General features: G+C 48.4%; 24 protein-coding genes. 11 read left to right on the top strand and 13 right to left on the bottom strand.

All coding sequences use genetic code 11. The features are described from left to right. Positions 1–65 precede the first annotated feature (65 nt). The 6 genes from KNO79_RS13195 to menC are packed head-to-tail and all read left to right on the top strand — an operon-like array spanning position 66 to position 7,173. Complete coding sequence (locus KNO79_RS13195; protein ID WP_074037723.1) at positions 66–1,454, top strand: isochorismate synthase; 1,389 nt, start codon at positions 66–68, stop codon at positions 1,452–1,454. Then, complete coding sequence (gene menD / locus KNO79_RS13190) at positions 1,447–3,096, top strand: 2-succinyl-5-enolpyruvyl-6-hydroxy-3-cyclohexene-1-carboxylic-acid synthase (RefSeq protein ID WP_074037724.1); 1,650 nt, start codon at positions 1,447–1,449, stop codon at positions 3,094–3,096. The genes KNO79_RS13195 and menD overlap by 8 nt, the downstream gene beginning before the upstream one ends. Continuing rightward, positions 3,093–3,872 (top strand): alpha/beta fold hydrolase, encoded by a 780-nt coding sequence (locus tag KNO79_RS13185; RefSeq protein ID WP_074037725.1) that lies wholly within the window; start codon positions 3,093–3,095, stop codon positions 3,870–3,872. The genes menD and KNO79_RS13185 overlap by 4 nt, the downstream gene beginning before the upstream one ends. A gap of 1 nt (position 3,873) precedes the next feature. Further along, positions 3,874–4,698, top strand: coding sequence for a 1,4-dihydroxy-2-naphthoyl-CoA synthase (menB, locus tag KNO79_RS13180; protein WP_015880852.1), 825 nt, complete (start codon positions 3,874–3,876; stop codon positions 4,696–4,698). A gap of 49 nt (positions 4,699–4,747) precedes the next feature. Then, entirely contained in the window at positions 4,748–6,106 is a 1,359-nt protein-coding gene (gene menE, locus KNO79_RS13175) for an o-succinylbenzoate--CoA ligase (RefSeq protein WP_214691488.1), read from the top strand. After that, positions 6,103–7,173: an o-succinylbenzoate synthase gene (menC, locus tag KNO79_RS13170; protein WP_078146358.1), complete on the top strand. Its 1,071-nt coding sequence runs from the start codon at positions 6,103–6,105 to the stop codon at positions 7,171–7,173. Before menE ends, menC begins: the two co-directional genes overlap by 4 nt. A gap of 37 nt (positions 7,174–7,210) precedes the next feature. Here the strand turns inward: menC and map are convergent, their stop codons facing one another. The 5 genes from map to KNO79_RS13145 all read right to left on the bottom strand — a co-directional run bounded on the left by map (position 7,211) and on the right by KNO79_RS13145 (position 12,101). Beyond that, on the bottom strand, positions 7,211–7,960 hold the full coding sequence (map, locus tag KNO79_RS13165) for a type I methionyl aminopeptidase (RefSeq protein WP_074037728.1): 750 nt from the start codon (positions 7,958–7,960) through the stop codon (positions 7,211–7,213). A 14-nt stretch (positions 7,961–7,974) separates the two neighbouring features. Beyond that, a complete protein-coding gene (locus tag KNO79_RS13160; protein ID WP_074037729.1) occupies positions 7,975–9,159 on the bottom strand; it encodes an EAL-associated domain-containing protein in 1,185 nt (394 codons plus the stop codon). 40 nt (positions 9,160–9,199) lie between these two features. Next, entirely contained in the window at positions 9,200–9,451 is a 252-nt protein-coding gene (locus KNO79_RS13155) for a hypothetical protein (protein WP_015880847.1), read from the bottom strand. Between the two features lie 100 nt (positions 9,452–9,551). Next, the gene (cshA, locus tag KNO79_RS13150) at positions 9,552–11,081 is read right to left on the bottom strand and encodes a degradosome RNA helicase CshA (RefSeq protein WP_015880846.1); all 1,530 of its coding nucleotides are present in this window, start codon (positions 11,079–11,081) and stop codon (positions 9,552–9,554) included. A gap of 168 nt (positions 11,082–11,249) precedes the next feature. Further along, entirely contained in the window at positions 11,250–12,101 is an 852-nt protein-coding gene (locus KNO79_RS13145) for a CvfB family protein (protein ID WP_074037730.1), read from the bottom strand. A 570-nt stretch (positions 12,102–12,671) separates the two neighbouring features. Here KNO79_RS13145 and KNO79_RS13140 point away from each other — a divergent pair. The 4 genes from KNO79_RS13140 (at position 12,672) to KNO79_RS13125 (ending at position 15,937) form a co-directional block, all read left to right on the top strand. Further along, positions 12,672–12,914 (top strand): hypothetical protein, encoded by a 243-nt coding sequence (locus KNO79_RS13140; RefSeq protein ID WP_074037731.1) that lies wholly within the window; start codon positions 12,672–12,674, stop codon positions 12,912–12,914. 87 nt (positions 12,915–13,001) lie between these two features. Next, the gene (locus KNO79_RS13135) at positions 13,002–13,262 is read left to right on the top strand and encodes a hypothetical protein (protein WP_015880843.1); all 261 of its coding nucleotides are present in this window, start codon (positions 13,002–13,004) and stop codon (positions 13,260–13,262) included. Positions 13,263–13,340: 78 nt separating this feature from the next. Continuing rightward, positions 13,341–14,042 carry a lysophospholipid acyltransferase family protein gene (locus KNO79_RS13130; protein ID WP_159563566.1) on the top strand — a complete coding sequence of 234 codons (702 nt, stop codon included), beginning with the start codon at positions 13,341–13,343 and terminating at the stop codon, positions 14,040–14,042. Beyond that, positions 14,039–15,937, top strand: coding sequence for an ABC-F family ATP-binding cassette domain-containing protein (locus KNO79_RS13125; RefSeq protein ID WP_214691487.1), 1,899 nt, complete (start codon positions 14,039–14,041; stop codon positions 15,935–15,937). Before KNO79_RS13130 ends, KNO79_RS13125 begins: the two co-directional genes overlap by 4 nt. 81 nt (positions 15,938–16,018) lie before the next feature. Here the strand turns inward: KNO79_RS13125 and KNO79_RS13120 are convergent, their stop codons facing one another. The 7 genes from KNO79_RS13120 to KNO79_RS13090 form a co-directional block, all read right to left on the bottom strand. Further along, the gene (locus KNO79_RS13120) at positions 16,019–16,948 is read right to left on the bottom strand and encodes an NADP-dependent oxidoreductase (RefSeq protein WP_214691486.1); all 930 of its coding nucleotides are present in this window, start codon (positions 16,946–16,948) and stop codon (positions 16,019–16,021) included. A gap of 91 nt (positions 16,949–17,039) precedes the next feature. Continuing rightward, positions 17,040–17,564, bottom strand: a complete 525-nt coding sequence (locus KNO79_RS13115; RefSeq protein ID WP_236548972.1) for a GNAT family N-acetyltransferase — start codon at positions 17,562–17,564, stop codon at positions 17,040–17,042. Positions 17,565–17,575: 11 nt separating this feature from the next. Next, a complete protein-coding gene (locus KNO79_RS13110) occupies positions 17,576–18,211 on the bottom strand; it encodes a response regulator (protein WP_015880838.1) in 636 nt (211 codons plus the stop codon). Positions 18,212–18,213: 2 nt separating this feature from the next. Further along, positions 18,214–19,236, bottom strand: a complete 1,023-nt coding sequence (locus KNO79_RS13105; protein ID WP_074037734.1) for a sensor histidine kinase — start codon at positions 19,234–19,236, stop codon at positions 18,214–18,216. Next, positions 19,233–19,922, bottom strand: coding sequence for a cell wall-active antibiotics response protein LiaF (gene liaF, locus KNO79_RS13100; protein WP_015880836.1), 690 nt, complete (start codon positions 19,920–19,922; stop codon positions 19,233–19,235). Before liaF ends, KNO79_RS13105 begins: the two co-directional genes overlap by 4 nt. 78 nt (positions 19,923–20,000) lie before the next feature. After that, on the bottom strand, positions 20,001–20,645 hold the full coding sequence (locus KNO79_RS13095) for a PspA/IM30 family protein (RefSeq protein WP_074037735.1): 645 nt from the start codon (positions 20,643–20,645) through the stop codon (positions 20,001–20,003). 22 nt (positions 20,646–20,667) lie between these two features. Beyond that, positions 20,668–21,057 (bottom strand): lmo0954 family membrane protein, encoded by a 390-nt coding sequence (locus KNO79_RS13090; protein WP_031421063.1) that lies wholly within the window; start codon positions 21,055–21,057, stop codon positions 20,668–20,670. Between the two features lie 244 nt (positions 21,058–21,301). Here KNO79_RS13090 and rsgA point away from each other — a divergent pair, with 244 nt between their 5' ends. Further along, positions 21,302–22,267 (top strand): ribosome small subunit-dependent GTPase A, encoded by a 966-nt coding sequence (gene rsgA / locus KNO79_RS13085; protein ID WP_214691485.1) that lies wholly within the window; start codon positions 21,302–21,304, stop codon positions 22,265–22,267. Positions 22,268–22,308: 41 nt separating this feature from the next. On the opposite strand, the gene pflA is transcribed toward rsgA, so the two are convergent. After that, positions 22,309–23,025: a pyruvate formate-lyase-activating protein gene (gene pflA / locus KNO79_RS13080; protein WP_074037738.1), complete on the bottom strand. Its 717-nt coding sequence runs from the start codon at positions 23,023–23,025 to the stop codon at positions 22,309–22,311. Positions 23,026–23,041 lie beyond the last annotated feature (16 nt).

The raw sequence follows: 23,041 nt of genomic DNA, 5'->3' as shown, positions 1-23,041 counted from the left end.
TGTATTGCGAACTCATGATACACTAAAGATTGAGAATTCTATCGGATTGAGGAGGCTTTTCTTTTATGCCAGATACTCAAACACATATAAAACAGCGAATTGAGCAGGCCCATAAACGGGCTCGAGCTTGGCAACGGCCTGTCCTCGCATCATACACATGGGAAATCTCGGCGTTCGATGCTTTTCAAATCATCCAGAACACCGATACGTCCCATTATTATTTCATGACACCAGACCGGACGCTCGAAATGCTAGGTTGCGGGGATGCACTCGTCTTGAGCGCTTCTGGACCCGAACGATTTCAGCGACTTCAATACGATTGGAGTCTTCACCGACGAGATGTCGATGCGACAATCCACGCGTTCGCCGGTTTTTCATTCGACACGTTTATGCGACCACAAAAAAGTATGTGGGATGCCTTTGGGGAGGCATCACTCGTCGTCCCAAAATTTTTATACCGTCGCTATAAAGACCGACACACGTTGACAGTGGCCACTCTCGTCTCTTCGAAGCAGTCGGTCGAACAGTATTTGATTCAATTGGCAGATCAGTTGGCCCAGTTCAGTTCACTTCGTCCGACGGAAGAAGCGACGCCGTCTTATACAAAAGTGAAAGATGGGGTCGATCACTTCAAGTCCAGTTTCCAACAGGCTAAACAGTTGATTGAAGAAGAACGAGTTGAAAAAATCGTGATTGCCCGCGAAGAAATTTATCAGCGTTCCGATGATGCGTTCCCCTTCTCAAAAAGTTTGAAGCATTTAGCAGATCATCAAGAATCTAGTTACATCTATTTGTATCAACCAAAGCGTGACACTGGTTTCTTTGGGGCGACTCCTGAACGATTGATTCAAAAAGAAGGCATGCAACTGAACACAGCTGCCATCGCCGGGACAATCAAGCGTCCGAAAACCGAGATCGAGGCAGAAATTGCGAAAGAGAAACTCCTAAACGATTCAAAAAATCGTGAGGAGCATCAAATTGTCGTGAAAGACATCAAGCAGGCGTTGACACCCTATACTGCACCGATTCAAACACGAGATACTCCGCAAATTTTGGCAAATCGCTCGGTGTTCCATCTACACACCCCAATTCAAGCGACACTCGAAACAAATGCTTCCTTGCTGTCACTTGCGGAATCGCTACATCCAACTCCAGCACTCGGCGGCTCTCCGAAGCGGACATCGGTCCGATTGCTTCGTGAAATCGAGCGATTCGACCGCGGGTGGTACGGTTCTCCGTTTGGTTGGGTAGACAATGAAGGCGACGGCGAGTTTGTCGTGGCAATCCGCTCTGCACTCGTTCAACACCAATTCGTCGCACTGTATGCTGGATGTGGGATTGTGAAAGACTCTGCACTCGAGCAAGAGCTCGAAGAAACAGAAATAAAAATGAGTCCAATCAAACAAGCTTTACAGTTTGATTTACACGATCAAGGAGGCACCCTAGATGAATAAGGTTTTGACCGATTGGGTCGCATCCATGGTAAATCGGCTTGTTGCGTCCGGTGTAAAAGACGTAGTCATCAGCCCAGGATCCCGCTCGACTCCGCTCGCTGTAGCGGCATATCTTCATCCTCAGATTCGTCATCACATCATCGTCGATGAACGATCTGCCGGATTTTTTGCTCTTGGACTGACCCGTACGTCCGAAACAATTCGCCCGGTCGCATTGATTTGCACAAGTGGAACGGCGGCAACAAACTACTATTCGGCTGTGACAGAAGCGTTCATATCGCAGTTGCCACTTGTCGTACTGACGACCGATCGTCCCTATGAACTGCGTAATGTCGGGGCTCCACAAGCAATCAATCAAGTCCGCCTCTACGGGGAACAAGTGAAGACAAGCGTTGATTTGCCCGTTCCAGAGGAGGCGACGTTATCGTTTATGCAACAAACGATTACCCGTTTCACGAATCTGTCGATGCAAGCACCGATGGGACCCGTTCATTTGAATGTGCCGTTCCGAGAACCACTGCTTCCGGATATCGAGTCATTGAAACAGATATTGAAGGCTGACCCTGTCTTGCCAGAACGACAGCGTATCCGGCCGACACAGGCGGATAAAGACATTTTCTCAGAACGGACGAGTCACAAACAACTCGCCTTCGTCGTCGGACCTTACACCCCGACATCTTGGCAGAAATCCATCGTTGAATTTGCTTCCGAGCGACAGATCCCGATTTTCGCCGATCCTCTCAGCGGCATGCGACGTTTCGACGGCGTCTTGACCAACTATGACACGTGGCTCGCAAGTGAGCATCGGACCGATTGGCTGCCTGAGGTGTTCGTCCGTTTCGGGGCTGCACCTGTTTCGAAACGCTTCAATCAATGGATGGCCATGGCGGACCAACTCGTCATCGATGAACCGGGATCTTATCGCGACCCAAGTAGCCGTGCCACGATCTGTTACGGCGACGCACTCGATTTTCTACCGCTCATCGCATCCGTAAACGAACCTCGGTACCTTGAACGTTTACGCTTTTTTGAAGAGGTTGCCGAGTCTGCAAAATCGTCACTTCAAGGTGAAGCGGAATTGACGAAACGATTGCTCGATACATCGATTGAGCGTCTATTCGTCAGTAATAGCATGCCGATTCGAGATATAGATACATCACTGTCTGCCGGCACGAATATACACGTTCTCGCCAATCGAGGCGCAAACGGAATTGATGGTGTGTTATCCACTGCACTCGGAAGCAGTTATGATACGTCTCACGGCGCTTTATTGATTGGTGATTTAGCGTTCTATCATGATAGCAACGCCTTGCAACTGTTAAAGCATCATCCTGGAAAATTTTCCGTCGTGATTGCTAACAATAACGGTGGAGGGATATTTTCCTTCCTCCCGCAGGCTTCTGTCGACACACAGTTGTTCGAAGATCTGTTCGGCACACCGCTTGATTTAAATATCCGTGGATTCGCTGACACATATGGCTTATCGTATCGTCTAATTGAACGACCAGATGAAATTCAAGAAGCGATTGAAGATGGCGTTCATTTAATCGAATTCCCATCGAATCGTGAGGAGAATGTGACGATCCATCGAGGTTGGACACAATCTGTCTGCGCTCGCCTCATCACGGAGAACGAATCATGAACATCGATTTACGTGGCGTACGTTATGAAGTGATTCATCGCGGTGAGGGAAAACCGGTATTATTTTTACACGGATTCACCGGAAACGCCCATTGGGTCGATTCGCTCCCTGCATTACCGATTCGTCTTGTGTCACCGTCGCTCCTCCAACATGGCGCAACGGAGCGCCCTTCAGTCAATCGTTCGACAATGAGTCAGCAAGTTAAAGATTTGTCCCGCTTACTGGATACGGACGACCGACCTTGGACAGTCGTCGGCTATTCACTCGGTGGGAGAATCGCATTGACACTCGCTGCATGCGACGAGCGTGTCGAACATGTCATCGGGATCAGCACGACCCCCGGTCTGCTCACTTCTAAGGAACGAGCCGCACGCCGCCGCCAAGATGCAGAATTGGCTCACTTGATTGAAACCAAGGGTATCGCTGCATTCGTGAATCGTTGGGAGAACCTTCCGCTTTGGCGACAGACGGAAGACATGAAACGTTCACTCCGAAAAGATCGGCTCGCCCAACACCCGAATGCCCTCGCAAACAGTTTGCGGTCAATCGGTACGGGACATATGCCGTCCTTATGGGGCACATTGCAGCGTCTCCCCCGTACCGACTTGATTGTCGGGTCAGACGATCTCAAGTTCAAAGCCATCGCAAGACACATGCAGGAAGAGCGACCAGATATTAAAATCTATGAAATTTCAAACGCAGGGCATGCTCCTCATATCGAGAATGCATCAGAGTTTGGTACAATAATAAAGAAATTGATTTTAGGGGGTATTTAAAATGGAATCAGTAGCGAACTGGACATCGGTCCGGACGTATGAAGACATTAAATATGAAACGTGGAACGGGATTGCCAAAATCACCATCAACCGTCCCGAAGTGCGCAATGCATTCCGTCCGTTGACGGTCAATGAATTGATTGATGCATTCGCTCGCGCGCGCGACGATAAAGAAGTCGGCGTCATCATCTTGACAGGTGAAGGCGAAAAGGCATTCTGTTCAGGTGGGGACCAAAAAGTTCGTGGACATGGCGGCTATGTCGGGGAAGATGAAATCCCACGCTTGAACGTCCTCGACCTTCAGCGCTTGATTCGTGTCATTCCAAAACCGGTCATCGCCATGGTCGCAGGTTTCGCAATCGGCGGAGGACACGTTCTTCATGTCGTCTGTGACTTGACGATTGCAGCGGACAATGCTCGCTTCGGACAAACAGGTCCTAAAGTCGGTTCGTTCGATGCAGGATACGGTTCTGGATACTTGGCACGGATCATCGGCCATAAGAAAGCTCGTGAAATCTGGTACCTTTGCCGTCAATACGATGCACAAGAAGCACTCGACATGGGACTCGTCAACACGGTGGTCCCACTCGATCAACTCGAAGCAGAAACGATCAAGTGGTGCCAAGAAATCTTACAACACTCACCTACAGCGCTTCGCTTCTTGAAAGCAGCAATGAACGCAGATACAGATGGTCTTGCCGGACTTCAGCAACTCGCTGGAGACGCAACGCTTCTCTACTACACGACAGATGAAGCAAAAGAAGGACGCGATGCGTTCAAAGAAAAACGTGACCCTGACTTCGGTCAATTCCCACGTTTCCCTTAATTGTTGAGAGAGTAGCGATTTCGCTACTCTTTTTTTGGAGGTGACAGCTATGTATGAATGGATTCGGAAACACCCAGCGTCACATCTCGCCCTTGTGACAGCTGACGATCGATTGACATGGGCAATGCTACGCACGGAAAGCCTTCAACTTGCCCAGTTCATCCATGAACAGACACCCACCGCCAAACGAATTGGCATATTCGCTAAAAACAGCAAAGACTATGTCATTGCCGTTCATGCAGTACATCTGCTCGGAAAAGTGCTTGTTCCGTTGAATACACGGCTGACCGAAGAGGAAGTGCGTACTCAGCTACAAACAGCAAAAGTGGACCTCCTTCTCGTTGACGCAGAAATCGATTTGTCTATCACCCAACTCCTGATCACACGCCGGACCACTTCATGTTTCACCGTGACCCATGAGTGGAATGAAGATGAAACCATGTCTCTCATGTTTACGTCCGGAACGACGGGTCGAGCCAAAGCGGTGCAACAGACGTACGGGAATCACCTCGCTAGTGCCCGAGCCGCTGAAGCGCATTTAGACTATCGTCCATCAGACCGGATGCTCGCGGTGACCCCGCTCTTTCACATGAGTGGACTGTCTCAAGTGTATCGGAGTGCCATCATCGGTTCGACGCTCTATGTCGAGCCACGATTCGATGTCGATCGAACACTTCACGTCATCGAGACAGAAGGCATCACCCAGCTATCACTCGTCTCAATTATGCTGCAACGATTGCTCGATGCTGGCCTGAAAAAGCACCGACTTCGCACGTTACTCGTCGGAGGCGGACCCGTCCCGCGCTCATTACTAGAAGAAGCAGAACGACGCAAGTTACCGATTGCTCAGACATACGGGATGACCGAGACGTGTTCTCAAGTCGCCACGTTGCTCCCGAGCGAAGCGCTCTCGCATATCGGTTCGAGTGGTCAGGCAATCGCCCCAACAAGTATTCGAATTAATTCGGACGGAGAAATCGAAGTAAAGGGACCAACTGTGACGAAGGGATACTTCGAACAACCTGAATCAGATGCTTGGACACCCGATGGTTATTGGCGAACGGGTGACCTCGGCACGATGAGGGATGGCTATTTATATGTACACGATCGCCGAACCGACCTTATTCTTTCAGGTGGTGAAAATGTTTATCCGGCTGAAATCGAAGCCGCCATGTTACGCTGTGCCGGTGTTCAAGACGTCGGCGTCACGAAACAGTCGCATCCGACTTGGGGAGAAGTCCCGATCGCCTTCGTCGTCGGCTCCTATGATCCAGCCGAGATGCAGCATGTTCTCGACTCACAGTTGGCTAAATATAAGCACCCGATCGCCATCCACTACGCACCGAATTTACCACGAAACGCGAACGGAAAATTAATGCGCCATCGCTTAAAGGAGCTACTGTCATGATCAAACGTGCTGAGCTTTCCATCGTCCCTTTGACGTTTAAACACCCGATTGTGACGGCACACGCCGTCTTATCTGTCCGAAGAACGCTTATCCTCCGTCTAGAGACCGTAGACGGTGTCATCGGATACGGAGAAGGTGCCGCTTTCGAAACACCTTGGTATACGGAAGAAACGACCCAATCCATGATCGATACGTCTAAACTAATTCTCAATTTACTGAAAGGGATGACGGTCACAACGGACGTGTTTCCGAACTTGGTCTCGTCCATCATCGGTCAGCACATGGCAAAGGCGATGTGGGAAAGTGCACTCTGGGAGATTGAAGCAACGCGCGCGAACAAATCACTCAAGTCATTCATGAGCGCCGGAGATTCCGTTTCCTGCGGACGAACAATCGGGATTGGGTTACTGAATCAAACGATGAAATCCATCGAGACGGCATTAGCTGACGGATTCGAACGCATCAAATTAAAGGCATCTCCTAATGAACTGGTTCCTGCCCTACGTGAGATTCGCGCGGTCTTCCCTGACGCGCCTCTCATGATTGATTTAAACGGAAGTGCGTCCGATCAACCGATGGAATGGTTCGAACAACTCGATGCCCATCGGTTATTGATGATCGAACAACCGTACCCAAGCCGACAATTCACAAAATCAGCGGCTCTCCAAGCAAAACTCACGACCCCCATTTGTCTCGACGAATCCATCACGTCTTATGACGACGTGGATACGATGGCACAGCTTGGTGCCGGAAAAATCGTCAACATTAAACCCGCACGTGTCGGTGGGCTTAGCGAGGCGCTCCACATTCGAAAACACGGAACGCCATACTGGGTCGGTGGCATGTATGAATCCGGTATCGGAAGATATCATACACTCTTGTTTGCTTCGTTAAGCGGCGCGAGCTTCCCCGCGGACATGTCAGGCACGAGCGCTTATTTCGAGCAAGATTTACTCGATACCCCGCTTGAAGTGGAGAATGGAAAGTTGACTCTTCCGGATTCCGTACAACCAGATTGGAATGTGATTGAACGGTTACGCGAAGAAGTGATTACATTGCAAACATGAAAAAGGTGCGGTTCACGAGAACCACACCTTTTTTACGTTAACGGAACGATCCCGTTAACACTTCATATCCATCTTCTGTGACAACAACTGTATGCTCGAACTGCGAAACAAGACTCTTGTTCGGAGTGAAGAGCGTCCAACCATCCTCTTCCGATTGATAGACGATTTCATCCTTTGTCGAGATGAACGTCTCAACAGCAATCACTTGCCCGGCTTTTAATAACTGATTTTCTTCTCGACTATAATAGTTCGAGATCGTCTCTGGCTCCCCGTGCAATGTCCGACCGAGACCGTGTCCGGCCAAGTTCCGGATGACCGTGAATCCATTCTTTCTCGCGTCAGCGTAAATTGCTTTCCCGATCTGATTGACTTTCACACCCGCCTTGACCTTGCTGAGTCCCGCTTCTAATGAAGTCAAGGATACTTCGACCAAACGTTCGTGCTGGGGTGACTTCGCCGCCCCCGCAATCACTGTACGTCCCGTATCGGCATAATATCCATCCTTCACAGCGGAGACGTCGACATTGACGATATCGCCCTCTTGAATGACTTCATCTCCCGGAATACCATGGGCAGCAACGTCATTGAGCGAGATACATGTGTAACCTGGAAATTCGTACATCGTAATCGGTGCAGAAGCTGCACCTTCATCTTCTAAAATACGTTGCCCGATCGCATCTAATTCTTTTGTCGTCATACCGGGCTTGACGGCTTTCGCCATCTCATCTCGCGCAAGTGCGACGATTCGCCCGATTTCGCGCAGTGCATCGTAATCATAATCTAGCATCGTCCATCTTCCTTTCAATCCAATAATCGGTTTTGATATAAATACTCCTCGGATATGTCGGCAAATAAGAACATGCCGTCCGGTAACGGATAGCTAAAGGTTCGCGTCACTTCGTTTGAACTGAAATCACGATAGTCTCCCGATAAATAGCCACGCCCTCGAACATCCATCGCCGCCATCGTCTGAATGAAATACGGTCGGAAACTCCAGTTATAGCCTCGATACGTATTATCGACACGCCATTCTCCATTCACGCAGTAAACGTTCGCACTCGTCTGGAAACCTGTCTTATCCGTTATATAATAACGAACAAACACCTCTTCCAGTTTTGGGGCGATGAATTGAATCCACTCGTCTTTCTTGTCTCTCGACCATTTTCCGGATTGAACTAGTTCACCAATGCGGCGATGTAACTCAAATTCAAGCTCGTACAAGCGATTCAATCGTTTCTGGTCATGTAAAAAGAAGGAAGGCACTTCTTGTGCCAACACACCCATACCTTTGATTTCTCGTTGGGGAATCTCATCTTCCAAGCCTAGTAGGCCACCCATGTAATACCGACCACCGTGCTGCCACGCGTAACGAAGCTGTCCGATGTGGTTGATGGATTTGTAAAGAAGCGGTGCACCAAGCTTCGAAGCAATATACTCCATCGTCTGAAGCATGTTCGGATAGGTGACCGATAACGTCTTTTTCTCGACCATCGTGCCAAGGTCGACGAGCAATAATTCTGGCGCAAGCGTCATGATGTCTTCGATACTCGTGGATTCGGCAAAGTCTAATGCAATTTTCAATCCATAGGACCGATAGTATTGAATGACACGTGACAATCGCGGGACGTCGACTAAGTCCGTCCCTTGTAAGGTCACATAAATACGGTGTAACGGAAAATTCAATTCGCGTAGTGGGGCTAAAAAGGCTTCTCCCCCTTCTTCGAGAATCCATTCCGACCGGCATCTGAACGTGACGAATGGTTTGACGTCACGAAGTTGCGCTGCCGCGAGTTGCTCCATTCGTTGGGCGATGTCTAATTGATACTCGAGGGGAACGTCATCATCATAAAAAAACGGTGTCAATGATTCGCCTCGGAATCGTCCATGTACCATATATCCTTCCACTTGAAACGTCGCCGCTCCAAGGATTGGTTCATACGTCACCATCACTTCTTCAGGATGGACCATCACTTCTACCGCATCCACAATTCATCACCTCTTCGTTAAATGCGAAAACGAGCTACAATCAGCTCGTTCGCGTGTGTACATACATATAGGCACCGAAACAAGCAATAAAATAGGCGATACTCACCACGCCATATGCAATGCCCATCTTTCCGCCTACTCCAATGGCTAACACTAAAAAAATCATCGCTCCAAATAACAATGTCGCCACGGGGATATAACGAAAGTTAGGACGGTCTGTCTTTGACACGATTGGTTTGAGTGCGATTACACAACCAAGCAGCACAAGGAGACCGAAACTTAATTCCACCATCCGTTGACACCTCATCCTTCTATCTCTACTCAACTAGTGTAGCACGACACAATAAAAAATGCCGCAAATCCACTTAGGGAAATGCGGCATTTCACGATGATTAGTCACGCGGACGGCGTGGACCACGGTCATCCGAGCGACGACGATCGTCACCACGGAATGATCCTTTACGGTCTCCACTGCGTCCATCACGACGTTCGCCACCGCGTCCACCACGACGATCGCCACCACGGCCACCGCCACCGCCACGACGGTCGTTACGACCACGGTATCCACCGCGATCGCCACCACGGCCACCTTGGCGTTTCACACGAACTGGTTCAGCGTACGAGATTTCAACAGGTGTTGAATCTGGCTCTTTCGTCAATCCACGAAGGGCAGCAGCGAGAATTTCAACTGCTTCGTACTCTTCAAGAAGCTCTGTCGCAAGTTGCGTGTAAGCTTTGAAGTCGCCCGCTTGAACGCGTTCGATCAACTCTTCAGCTGCTTGCTTTTGATTTCCTTCAAGTACTTCCGCGATTGTCGGTACGTGACGACGGTTCATCTTCTTGTTTGTCACACGCTCGATTGCCTTCACTTGTCCAAATTCACGTGGCGTGATGAACGTGAGGGCTGTACCTGTCTTACCTGCACGGCCTGTACGACCAATGCGGTGTACGTAGCTCTCTGGGTCTTGTGGTACATCGAAGTTGTAAACGTGTGTGACACCTGAAATATCAAGTCCACGTGCAGCTACGTCAGTCGCTACCAAGATATCGATTGTTCCGTTTTTGAAACGACGAATGACTTGGTCACGTTTCGATTGCGTTAAGTCTCCGTGAAGACCGTCTGCAGTGTATCCGCGTTTGATGAGGGCTTCTGTCACTTCATCTACACGTTTCTTCGTACGAGCGAAGATGATGCTGAGTTCTGGTGAATCGATGTCGATCAAACGGCAAAGTGTATCGAATTTTTGACCTTCACGCAATTCGAGGAATTGTTGGTTGATGTTCTCAACTGTCATTTCTTTCGCTTTCACTTTGATGATTGTCGGCGACTTCATGAAGCGCTCAGCAATCTTTTTGATTTGTGGTGGCATTGTCGCTGAGAAGAGAAGCGTTTGGCGCTCTTCAGGAAGACCAGCCAAAATCGTTTCGATATCTTCAACGAAGCCCATATTGAGCATTTCATCTGCTTCATCCAAGATGACTGTTTGAATGTCATCGAGTTTGATTGTCTTACGTTTCATGTGGTCCATGAGACGTCCTGGTGTCGCTACGACAATTTGCGGGTTCTTTTTCAAACCACGGATCTGACGGTCGATTTGTTGACCACCGTATACTGGAAGTGCGTATACGCGCTTCGTTTCACCGATTTTGTTTAATTCTTCTGCAACTTGAATCGCAAGTTCACGTGTCGGTGCAAGAACGAGTGCTTGGACTTGACGCGCCTTTGAATCGATTCGCTCAATTGTCGGAATACCGAAAGCTGCTGTTTTCCCTGTACCTGTTTGTGCTTGTCCTAATACGTCCACTCCCGTGAGTGCGACAGGAATTGTCTCAGCTTGGATCGGTGTAGCTTCCTCGAAGCCCATTTTGTGTACACCTTTTACTAATGCTTCACTTAATTGTAAGTCTTGAAATTTTGTCAAATTATATTCTCCTTTGTTCATACAAAAAACGTCTGAGTTCAGTTTGACAGATCTACAGACGTTTTCTCAATGTTTCCTCATAGTCAACTTTATTAACTATAACGTATTTCTTCCTAAAATGAAAGAAATACATTTTTAAACTTTCATGTCACCTGAACATGAGTTATCTTATTTCAATTTATAGCCGTTGTCGAGCTTTTCAACTTGCTTGTCTTTCAACAGTTTTCCAAGCGCTCGTTTAAATGCTGCTTTACTCATTCCGAATTCACGGTCGATGACGTCAGGTGATGTCTTATCACCGTATGGCATTTGGCCACCACGTTCTTCAATATACGAGAGGATGCTCGCCGCATCACCATCAATCGCCTCATAGGCACGTGGCTTCATCGAAACGAGGACCGTACCGTCTTGTTTGACCTGCGTCACACGGACGGTCAACTGTTCTCCGAGACGTGGCCAACGCGTCATCTCAGCCTCATGCAAGAAACCGAGTGATTCCCCTTCGACCCATACGTTGACGCCCACTTCGCGTTTATTGACGACGATGGCCTGCACGTCCTGGTTGTTCCATTCTTCTTTCGACGGTCGTGCCAACAAGTTCAAGAACGCATATGGTGCAGGGTCCCCAAGCAAACGTCCTTTTTGGTCATACTTCAATCGAATACACAATTGATCGCCCGTTTGTGGCCAATATGATCGGTTCTCCGGTAAGTCATCCATCGAAACGAGAACGTCCTTTTGAATTCCGATATTCACGAAGACCCCTGTGTTATACCGAACGCCAGTCACTTCAAACCATTCATACTCATCAAATGAAACGGTCGGAATCGTCATCGTTGATGCGAGACGTCCTTCTGAATCATGATATAAGAAGACACGAACCGTTTGACCGATTGTCACTTCTTCTGTTTGTTCTTTACGGTGAAGGAGCACCTCTTCGCGGCCGTTACTAATGAATACTCCAAAATCAGCAGAACGTTCCGCGACTAAATCTACTACTTCTCCTGCGCGCAATGCCATTACACCCACATCCTTTTCTAAGCTATTACTGTCAGTATACCTATCTACACACGTTCCTAATCATATCATGTTCTCTTTCAACATTTTGAATAAATGTGTCGAAAATGTGAACGTGTTTTGAGACTGTTGAAATCATGATTGTTTACAGAACTTACATGATTTATTAAAATTTTGTGACAATTTTGTGAACGTGTTTTTTTCTGCTAGTATCCTTTTTTTGAAAACGTTATTATATAGGAAGTGTCCAGTATAGATAAGGTTTCATTTAGGATTGATCGGGGGATAATAAATGTTTGATATACAGTCTCGTTCTTTTGCAAAGCGTTTTACAAAAGGATTGCTTGTCGCCTTTTTCGCATTACTCGCATCTCTCAGTTTTATTTTCTCAAACGGTGTCGACACGAATGTATCGTCATCCTCGACTTACATGACTCAAGAGTAAACGCCATTCAGCCCACTGAAGGCGTTTTTTTCTTTGCAATACATAACAGGATTTCCCTTCAAAAAGTCGAATACGATTAAAAGACCATGCCTTTTTCTTTCATACCTTTAAGAAAAGGAGACTCCGCTATGATTTTTTATTTTCTCACGTCCATTTTATCAATCGTAGGACTTGCTTTTTTGTTCCAGACCGAATTGTACAAAGATCCAATCGGAACATTTTTATTTGCCGTTCTAATTGCGATGGGACTCTCTTCCTTCAAACAACTCTTCATGCAGGCAAATGAGTATTTTGTAGAAAGACGGAACCAGAAACGGATCAAACGAGTCGTCGACAGAATGCACTCCACGACTCGAAAACGCTCTACATAACGCTCGTCTTCCCTCGCCACATTTGGTATCCTATGTAGGAACAGACATCGTACAATGGATTTATAATCGCAGGAGGCACATAACCGTATGAATGAAATCCCGTTATCGAATGAATGGCTACTTCGTTATTCACCTGTCATGGAGCTTTGGTTAAAAGAGGACGGTATTTTGCTTGTCGATGATGACAACCGAATCCGTCTCACTCTCGAAATCGGAAGTGATCAGGCCATGCAAATCAAAAGTATCGAGCAAGACGGCGCCTATTTCGTCGTCGATCCTGTGAATAAACGCATTACGTTCGAGCTCGAAGAAGAGGAAGAAGAGAGCGATTCTCGCTTTTGGGAATAAGGATTCATGCCGAAGGGTCGGATTCTCGTCAAGAGAAGAAGACTCTTTCTTGTTGTCATCATGAGAGGAGAGAATAGAATGATTCGAACAGCTGTATGGTTTTTCTCATTTTTTGCCGTATTACCGATCACCGTCCCGTTTTTACAGAAGGCGAAAAAAATCGAAACGCCAAAGCGTTACCGTTACGTACAAGATATCGCTTATAAATGGGCACAGTTTCTACTGAAGATTGCGGGTGCAGACATCCGTGTCCACGGTCAAGACCAGATTCCGGATGAACCCGTCGTCTACGTGTCGAACCACCAAGGAAACTTCGATGTCCCGATTATGTTGACCGCCACGAAACGACCGAAAGCGTTTATCTCGAAAATCGAGGTTCAAAAATTCCCGATTATTCCACGTTGGATGGAATTGATGGGGTGTATCTTCATCGACCGGAGTGACCGTCGTCAATCGATTCAAGCCATTCGTTCCGGCGTCGAAACAATTCAATCCGGTCAATCAATGATTGTCTTCCCAGAAGGCACACGCTCAAAAGGTGGACCGATGAAGGAGTTTAAAGCCGGAAGTTTGACGCTCGCCACCTCAAGTGGTGCGAAAATCGTTCCAGTCGCGATTCAAGGCAGTTATAGATTGTTAGAAGCCAAAAATCGAATCACCCCGGCAACGGTCGATGTCACGTTCCTACCTGCGATTGATCCGGCTGATTTGCCGAACAAGGAAATCGCAGCAACGGTCGAGGCGGCCATTCGTCAACAGCTTGAAGGAGAGAACGCATGAGTTTATTAATGATTGAAGGCATTCATAAAGAGTTTGCCGACAAAGTCTTATTTGATGATGTGACGATGACAATCCATCCCGGAGACCGTATCGGGATTATCGGCGTGAACGGTTCGGGGAAATCGACGTTCATGAAAATCATCGCCGGTACCGAGACAGCAGATCGAGGCACGATGCAACATCCGAACGATTATCGGATTCGCTACTTGACTCAAACGGTTCAATTCGACGAAGGACAAACGATCCTTGACGCTTTATTCACAAGTGATACTCCTTCCGTTCAAGCGTTGAAACAGTTCGAGCGCGCCAGACAAGCACTCGAAGCGAACCCGACAAGTGAGCAGTTACTTGAACGCTTCATGAAAGCCCAACAGGCCGTCGATGCCGCAGACGCTTGGGAAACGGAAGCAAAACTGAAGTCGATTTTAAACCGGCTCGGTCTTCCTGACGTGTCAATCGATGTGAACGCCTTGTCTGGGGGGCAACAAAAGCGAGTCGCGCTCGCCGCAGCGTTACTCGATGAAGCGGACTTATTGCTCTTAGATGAGCCGACGAACGAACTGGATGCCGATACAATCGCATGGCTCGAAACGATGCTTGCCGATTACCGGGGAGCGATCCTGCTCATCACCCACGACCGCTATTTCTTGAATCGTGTCACGAATCACATTTTGGAGATTGCGGATGGAACGAGTTACTTCTATAACGGGAACTATGAACTCTTTCTCGAGAAGCGTGCCGAGCGAAAAGCTCGGGCACAATCGATGGAACAGAAACGACAAAATATATTACGTCGCGAACTCGCTTGGTTGCGTCGTGGCGCGAAAGCCCGGACAACCAAACAAAAGGCACGCATTCAACGTGTCGAAGACTTGAAACATCAAGAGAGCTTAGCGGAAGACGAGACGCTCGACGTCTCGGTCGGATCTCGCCGACTTGGTAAAAAGGTCATCGAAGTCGAAGATTTATCTTTCGGATACGATGACTCCCTTCTCATTCGGCAGTTCAATTGGATTTTCGGTCGCCGTGAACGCTACGGGATCGTCGGCCCGAACGGGAGTGGGAAATCAACGCTCATGAACTTGCTCGCCAAGCGCCTAGAACCGACAAACGGTACGATTGTGCACGGAGATACCGTTCATTTAGGCTACTACGGACAACAAGTCGAATTTGAAGACGAGTCACGACGGGTCATCGATGAGATCGAACGCATCGCCAAAGTCATCCACACGCCGGACGGCGAGGTCATCACGGCGGGGCAAATGCTCGAACGTTTCCTTTTCTCACCGGACGCGCAATATAAACCAATTGCGAAGCTATCTGGTGGCGAAAAACGGCGTCTCGTCCTGCTTCGAATTCTCATGGATGAACCGAACGTCTTATTCCTTGATGAACCGACGAACGATTTGGACACGGAAACGTTGTCTGTTTTAGAAGACTATTTGGAGTCCTTCCCAGGTACAGTCATCGCCGTCAGTCACGACCGCTATTTCTTAGACCGGATCGCCGGACAGTTGATCGCTTTCGAAGATGGGGTCATCCAGGTGTATCACGCAGAATATAGTGACTATTTGGCCATGCGTCAAGAAGAGGTTCGTCAAGTGAAGAAAGAGAAAGAACCTAAAGAGAAAAAGGAACGCGTGAAGTCGGAAGTCGTGAAATTCACCTTCAAAGAACAGAAGGAATGGGACACGATCGAAGAAGACATCGCCGCACTTGAAGAACAGATTGAAGCGCAGGAAGCGACGCTTGCATCAGCGGGCAGTGACCTTGGTAAAGTCAATGAGTTGTATGCGACGATTGCAGAACTGAAAGAAACACTCGATGCGAAGATGGAACGTTGGACCTACCTATCAGAAATCGATGAACAAATACAAGCACAGAAAAAAGGCTGACCTCCACATAAGGTAGCCTATCAAATGAAATGAACAAGAGATGGATTTCCGATATTTGTTCCGGAAATCCATCTCTTTTGATTATTTCACTTTGATGATGATTTTGCCTTTGGCATGCCCTTCTTCTCCATAGTCATGAGCAAGTTTCGTATCTTCTAAATCAAAGACCCGGTCAATCACAGGTTTCAGTTCGCCTTTTTCAACAGCTTCCGCAATTTTTTTCAAACGCTCCCCCGTTGGTTGCATGAAAACGTACTCGGCACGGACCTTCGCCTGTTTGGCTTCCTCTTCATTTGGTGGTGTGGAGATGGAGACGAGCATCCCATTCTCTTTAAGCATTTGGTAGAGTTTGCTCTGCCCGTCGCCCCCCATCGTATCGAATACGAAATCAATATCGCGGACAGTATCTGCCGGGTCTTGTTGTTTATAGTCGATGACCTCGTCGGCTCCAAGTTTTTTGACCCAATCTACGTTCGGCGTGCTTGTCGATGTGACGACATACAAACCGTGTGCTTTCGCGAGCTGGATGGCTACCGTTCCGACACCACCTGAACCGGCTCCGATGAAGATTCGACCACCCGGTTTGGCATCCATCACTTCGAACATGACTTGCCATGCCGTATGCGCGACGAGCGGCAGTGAAGCGGCCTCCTCAAAACTAAGCGAAGCTGGTTTTTTGACGACAAGATGGGAATCGACTGCGACGTACTCGGCATATGTGCCTTGGCGCGCGATTTCTGGTCGGCTAAACACTTCATCTCCAACCTTCAATTCGGTCACATTCGCCCCAACTTCTTTGATGACACCCGATACATCCCACCCGATAACGAGCGGCATCTCGTAATGGAGCATTTCTTTCAAGTATCCTTCACGGAGCTTCCAATCGACCGGATTGACGCTTGCGGCATGAACTTCAATTAATACGTCATCTGCACCGATTGCCGGTTGTTCAAGTTTCCCTACTTTGAACTCATCCGACCCGCCATACTGTTCGATATATGCTGCTTTCATCTCATCATCCTCCTTTGATTGACTCACTTCTAGTTGGTTCCCATTTTATTTCTCTTACAAACGAAAAAAGCACACCGTAGAAACGGTGTGCTCAGACTGACTGATGGGTCATATAGCTATAGACATACACATCATGAGATTGTCCACGCTGACGCATATAGTTATGTAGTCGACCTTCTTGAAAGAATCCATTTTTCTCCAACATGCGTTGGGATGCAAGATTCTCGACATAGACGATGGCACCGACCCGTTCAATTTCACACGTCACGGCAAACTGAAGCGCCGCGTGAAGGGCTTCGGTCGCATAACCCGAACGCCAATACTCCGGTTTGAGTTCATAACCGATCTCGGCACGCCGATGCGACGGTGCCCGATTGTGAAACCCGATTGTCCCGATTAACGCTTTTGATTCGCGATGCTCGATGGCAAAACGGATGATCGCACCTGTTTCGATTTGTGCGAGCATATGCGTCAGCATCTGTTCCGTTTCTTCTAACGTCCGATGTGGCTCCATTCCGTAGTGGCGTAGCACGTGTTCATCTGAAAAGATGGCGAATACGTGCGGACCGTCCTCCATTTGGAGAGGTCGCAGTCGGAGGCGCTCCGTTTCAATCACAGGGAGACGGTTCATCCTTTACTGACCAAGTTATGTTGGAACGCATAGACGACTGCCTGGGTCCGGTCATAGACGTCAAGCTTCGTCAAGATGTTCGACACGTGTGTCTTCACTGTTTTGAGTGAGATGAACAATTCGTCCGCAATCACTTGATTCGACTTGCCTTCCGCCATCAGTTGCAAGATTTCTCGTTCACGGGCAGTGAGACTCTCATGAAGTGTCATTTCCGGATGACGCAGTCGTTCGAGCATCTTTCCTGTTACCTGGGCGGCCATGACCGGATTGCCGGCAGCGGTTTGACGAATCGCATCTGCGATTTCATTTGCATTCGCTGTCTTGAGGACATAGCTCATCGCACCGGCTTCGATGACGGGATACACTTTCTCATCATCCAAGAAACTCGTCACGACCAAAATCTTCGCTTCTTTCCAACTTGCTTTAATTCGTTTCGTCGATTCGACTCCGTCAACGGGCTCCATCACCAAGTCCATAAGGACAACGTCCGGCTTCTCCGCAATCGCAAGCTCGGCTCCCGTTGCTCCGTCCGATGCTTCGCCGACGACTTCGATGTCCGGTTGTGTCGATAAAAAGGCAGATACGCCCGCCCGAACCATTTCATGATCATCAATTAATACAACTCGAATCATCATTACCCCTCCACTTGTTGTTTCACACGTACTTCAATTTGTGTCCCGACATTCGGCACACTGACCAATCGCAACGTTCCACCGACTTCTGCCGTACGCTCTCTTATCGATTGTAATCCATATGAGGCGACTTGTGTATCGTCCACATTAAATCCGATTCCGTCATCGTTAATCTTTAAGATGACCGTCTGTTGCACGGTTCGCATCTCGATTTCTAAACGAGTCGCTTTGGCGTGTCGTAACGTGTTACTAATCGCTTCCTGAACAATCCGAAACAGTTCATTTTCAGTGTGCCGGGAGAGCTTCACTTCCTCTAAACGCCAGACGAGCTCGGTCGATTGTTTACGAGACAGTTCTTCTAACAAGCGTTCGATTCCCGTCTTTAGTGTCATGCCTTCTAGTTCGACCGGCCGAAGTTGTAACAGCAACGAACGCATCTCTGCCTGTGCGGTCTGCGCCATGAGCTCGACTTGTTCCATTTGTTTACTCGCGAGTTCTGGTTTCGTCTGCATCGTCTGTTTGACCGCTGTCGTCATCATCGAGATGGCATAGAGCTGTTGACTCACCGAATCATGAAGTTCTCGTGCGACGCGACGTCTTTCTTCGACGACGGCCTCACTCCGCGCCTCTTCCACACTGACCGGACGCTCACCGACTCGCTTCGCCATCTCGACCATCTCTTGGCGCTGTTTCGATACGCGGACGATTCGTTCGAGTGTATCTCGGTATGGGGACATCGGGCGGAAGGTGATGTCTTTTTGGTTCTCCAGTTTCCAAAGGGCATTGGCGACTTCCCGAAAGTCTCGGCGCAAATAAAAATACGAACCGACGCCAAAGATACTTCCGATCAAGACGGCAATCACTAGAATGGACACACCGAAAGGCAACCCTTCTTCACGCGAAAATAAATCGCTCAATGAAGTCGAGTCACCTATGAGAAACGCTACAGTAATCAAGAAAGCCGTCAACAAGCTACTAAACAGTTGATGCCAGACGACCGTTCGTGGATAAGAATCTTTTTTCATACCGTCATCACCTCGACACTTCCGCTCATGAGCACGATATGAATCCGGACTTTTCGTGTAGCCTGGACATAATCATCAGACGCTGTATAGAAGCGACGATTGAACACCGGCGAATAGTTCGAGTCATCGACCTGCACTTTACCGAACCCGATCGATGCGTCAATCGAATAGTCATACCCCGCAGGAATAAGAATTCGAATGTCTCCCGCAAGTCCATTGAGGAGTAAGAACGTCTCTCCTTCCGGAATGATGGCTTGTGACAAATCCATCTCAACGTCCCGTAGTAAAAAGAACTCATTCGTATCACGTAACACATAGTGCCCCGATTCCTTCATCCCAAATGAGAAGGCTTGTTCTTGACGAAGGGGTGTCCGGATTTTCGATTCGACCGGTCGATTCTTATAGAGTCGATAGCCGAATAACAGGAGGAGTCCGGAGAGCACGAATCCGAATGCCGCAGATGAGAAAATCAAGCCAATCAAGAGGATTCCCCCAATTGCGTAAAAAATATAGCTAGCAGACTGCTTCCCCCGACGACTGAACCGTCGACCGATGTAGAGGAGAAGCAGCGGGAGGATCATGCTGAATAAGACGCTATTCCCACCCGTCACGATATCGATGAAGAGTCCGACTGAAAATAAGATAATCATAAATCCAATGATTTGACGTGTGTTCCAACGTTCCATGTCCATTCCCCCTTTCTGTTCATATGTATGAAGCAAAGAAAGCGATGACCTTGTTCAGGTCATCGCCGAACCATCGCCTCACTCTTGTTTAAAGCGACGCTCCAGTTCTTTCAATTTTGCTTCAAAATCATCTTCATCTTCCTGCGTGTCTTGCTTCTCTTCGGCAGGTTGTTCTTTCTTTTCTTCCTCAGTGAATGGATGCGACTGAGACGTATTTTGACCAAAGATTTGGTCGAGTGCCCCTTTTAACAAGTCTAGGTTTTCGCGCATCGCAAACTCATAACGTTTATTTTGCATCTCATCGAGTTTGAGTTTCATCTCGAGCGCACGACGCTCTAATGTATCTAACTCGCGCTCACCTTCGTCAATCAATCCTTCAAAGTAACGGTACTGTTCCCCGTAATGTTTGGATTCGAGTGCCGCACGTTCTGCCAACTTTTCTTCCCCGGCTTGTTTCGCCAGTTCTGTTTGCTCATATCGTTTATCTGCCATCTTCTTGGCATCATCACGTTTTTCAGCAAGTTCTGCAAGCAATGTACGTTGACGTTCCACGAGTCGTTCAACCGACAACGCTTCCTTCTCCGCTCCACGGATATGACGGTTCAATTCCGCTTCTCCACTTGAACGTGGCATCTCTTTATCCTGATACTTCTTCACTTCTTTCGAAATTTCTTTCGTCAATTCATTCGCTAATTCACGAAACTGATCAAACGGTGTCTTCATGGTGAATCCTCCTTATGAAATCTCAACGACGATTAACAAATTTTTGCCACACTTGATCAAACTGCTGGAAGCTGCTCCGGCCGGCACGCGTTCCGTCTGCATTTAAAATCTCGACATCCGGGTCGCGTTTTTCACTTGTATACATCATATACCCTTTAAACAACAACCACGCGACAATGATTCCGACGAGCGCCCAAATGTTTGAGAGCATCGTCCCAATCCCAATGACAGCAAGGATCCCGAAACCAACTTTAGCACCGATGTGTGTCACAGCCTGAAAACGGACTCCAGCCCAAAGCGTCAAGAGCGCTCCTAATCCGAATAAAATCATATTCGGTAAAGAACCGATCAACACGAGCACTAGAGCGATCGCGGCCACGATGAACAACACCTTTTTCACTTGGTGATTCATCTGTCATCCCTCCTTGTTAAGTACACTCTTATCATAATACGTTATTTGACATAGGTCGACGAGCGGAAGGCTTGTTTCACCTCGGTCTTTAGACTGAGATGGTACCGTTTCCAATAACTGTGGTACACTAATGCTATCGAACAACGAAAGGATGATGTTTTATGAGCAACATGATGCATGCACGTAACCAAATGTCAGCAAATCGGAGGGCTGTCGTCCTCCATCACTAAAAGGAGGATTCTTTTTGAATCAACAAACTGAAACGGGACGTGTCACGGCACAGTTCCAACATCTTTATACGGTATCAATCGGAGAAAACGCCTATATGTGCGGGGTTTCCGGAAAATTTCGACATGCCGCGACGAGCGAACGGGATTACCCGGTCATCGGCGATTATGTCACGATTCAAGTTCGCGAGCATGGTCAAGGTACGATTCACCATCTCCTTGAGCGTCGGACCGTTCTTTCACGAGCGGCCGCCGGCAACGAGACACGTGAACAACTGATCTGCGCGAACGTCGACTACGTCTTGATTACGATGGCGTGTGGACACGACTTCAACATTCGTCGCCTAGAACGCTATACGCTAGCCGCTTGGGACACCGGGGCAATCCCAATCATCGTCTTGACAAAGACCGATCAAGTCGACTCCGTCGACACATTGCTCGAAGACATTCAAGTGAACGCACCTGGAATTCAAGTATTCCCCGTCAGTGCTGTAACGGGAAAAGGTGTGGCTGAACTTCGTCACGCATTGCCGAGTGAGAGCACAATCGCCTTCGTCGGTTCGTCCGGCGTCGGAAAATCTACGCTGACGAACGCCCTCGCCCACGAGACACTTGCCGTCACACAAGCCGTCCGGGCGCAGGACGAGCGCGGAAAACATACGACGACACACCGCGAACTGTTCAGAATCGACGACTTATACGTCATCGATACACCAGGGATGCGAGAATTCGGACTATGGGAAGGAAGCGAGCACCTCGATGAGACGTTTCGCGATATCGAAGCACTTGCCGAGACATGCCGCTTCCGCGACTGCTCACATCAGAAAGAACCGGGCTGTGCCGTCCAAGAGGCACTCACGAGCGGTACGCTAGATGCGAAACGCTATGCGAGCTACTTCAAACTTGAGCGAGAGCTTCTCTATATGGAGAAAAAACAGGCAGAACATGCCCGCGTCCTAGAAAAGAAGAAAAAGCGAGTGTAACGTAAAGCAAGCGCAGACCACATCGGCCTGCGCTTGCTTTTTTATACGGTTCCCTGCAAAATCCCTTCTGCCCATTCGACTTCATCGGATGTCGGGGGCTTCGTGCCTTTAAGCGGATAATCGAGTCCGAGCGCCTCCCATTTGTAGACGCCCATCTCATGATAAGGCAAAATCTCGACTTTCTCGACATGGTCTAGCTTTTGAATGAACGCGGCCGTGCGACGAAGCGCACCTTCTTCGAGCGTCCATCCAGGTACAAGGACGTGGCGAATCCACATTTTCGTTCCGCGCTCGGAAAGGTGTTCGGCAAGCGCGAGCGTGTTGGCATTGCTACGTCCCGTTAGCTTTTTACACATGTCGTCGTCGATATGCTTGATATCGAGCAAGACAAGATCGGTGTGATCTAAAATCGCATCCAAATTAGGAGGTCGGAGCGCACCAGACGTATCAAGTGTCGTATGAAGCCCATGCTTTTTCGCTTCACGCAGCAGCGCCTCTAAAAATTCAGGTTGCGCGAGTGGGTCGCCACCAGAAATCGTGATGCCGCCTTTCGATGCGTCCATGAACGGACGGTAGCTGAGCGCCTCTTGAATGACGTCTTCAGCCGAGCGGTGATTATTCTTTTTGAAATCCCACGTATCTGCATTATGGCAATAGAGGCAACGTAACGCACAACCTTGTAAAAAGACGATAAAGCGAATACCAGGGCCGTCAACTGTTCCAAATGATTCGACCGAATGTACATATCCCATTGTCATCGAAATGACCTCCTAA

It is taken from the genome of Exiguobacterium sp. s43 (assembly GCF_018617255.1).
Lineage (GTDB): Bacteria > Bacillota > Bacilli > Exiguobacteriales > Exiguobacteriaceae > Exiguobacterium > Exiguobacterium profundum.
Note: the sequence above shows the minus strand (reverse complement) of the source record. Positions and strands in the feature narration are given on the sequence as shown.

Coding starts and splice junctions, on each gene's coding strand:
- KNO79_RS13195 (WP_074037723.1), top strand. CDS start 66: ATGCCAGATACTCAAACACATATAAAACAGCGAATTGAGCAGGCCCAT.
- menD (WP_074037724.1), top strand. CDS start 1,447: ATGAATAAGGTTTTGACCGATTGGGTCGCATCCATGGTAAATCGGCTT.
- KNO79_RS13185 (WP_074037725.1), top strand. CDS start 3,093: ATGAACATCGATTTACGTGGCGTACGTTATGAAGTGATTCATCGCGGT.
- menB (WP_015880852.1), top strand. CDS start 3,874: ATGGAATCAGTAGCGAACTGGACATCGGTCCGGACGTATGAAGACATT.
- menE (WP_214691488.1), top strand. CDS start 4,748: ATGTATGAATGGATTCGGAAACACCCAGCGTCACATCTCGCCCTTGTG.
- menC (WP_078146358.1), top strand. CDS start 6,103: ATGATCAAACGTGCTGAGCTTTCCATCGTCCCTTTGACGTTTAAACAC.
- map (WP_074037728.1), bottom strand. CDS start 7,960: ATGCTAGATTATGATTACGATGCACTGCGCGAAATCGGGCGAATCGTC.
- KNO79_RS13155 (WP_015880847.1), bottom strand. CDS start 9,451: ATGGTGGAATTAAGTTTCGGTCTCCTTGTGCTGCTTGGTTGTGTAATC.
- KNO79_RS13145 (WP_074037730.1), bottom strand. CDS start 12,101: ATGGCATTGCGCGCAGGAGAAGTAGTAGATTTAGTCGCGGAACGTTCT.
- KNO79_RS13140 (WP_074037731.1), top strand. CDS start 12,672: ATGATTTTTTATTTTCTCACGTCCATTTTATCAATCGTAGGACTTGCT.
- KNO79_RS13135 (WP_015880843.1), top strand. CDS start 13,002: ATGAATGAAATCCCGTTATCGAATGAATGGCTACTTCGTTATTCACCT.
- KNO79_RS13130 (WP_159563566.1), top strand. CDS start 13,341: ATGATTCGAACAGCTGTATGGTTTTTCTCATTTTTTGCCGTATTACCG.
- KNO79_RS13125 (WP_214691487.1), top strand. CDS start 14,039: ATGAGTTTATTAATGATTGAAGGCATTCATAAAGAGTTTGCCGACAAA.
- KNO79_RS13120 (WP_214691486.1), bottom strand. CDS start 16,948: ATGAAAGCAGCATATATCGAACAGTATGGCGGGTCGGATGAGTTCAAA.
- KNO79_RS13110 (WP_015880838.1), bottom strand. CDS start 18,211: ATGATTCGAGTTGTATTAATTGATGATCATGAAATGGTTCGGGCGGGC.
- KNO79_RS13105 (WP_074037734.1), bottom strand. CDS start 19,236: ATGAAAAAAGATTCTTATCCACGAACGGTCGTCTGGCATCAACTGTTT.
- liaF (WP_015880836.1), bottom strand. CDS start 19,922: ATGGAACGTTGGAACACACGTCAAATCATTGGATTTATGATTATCTTA.
- KNO79_RS13095 (WP_074037735.1), bottom strand. CDS start 20,645: ATGAAGACACCGTTTGATCAGTTTCGTGAATTAGCGAATGAATTGACG.
- KNO79_RS13090 (WP_031421063.1), bottom strand. CDS start 21,057: ATGAATCACCAAGTGAAAAAGGTGTTGTTCATCGTGGCCGCGATCGCT.
- pflA (WP_074037738.1), bottom strand. CDS start 23,025: ATGACAATGGGATATGTACATTCGGTCGAATCATTTGGAACAGTTGAC.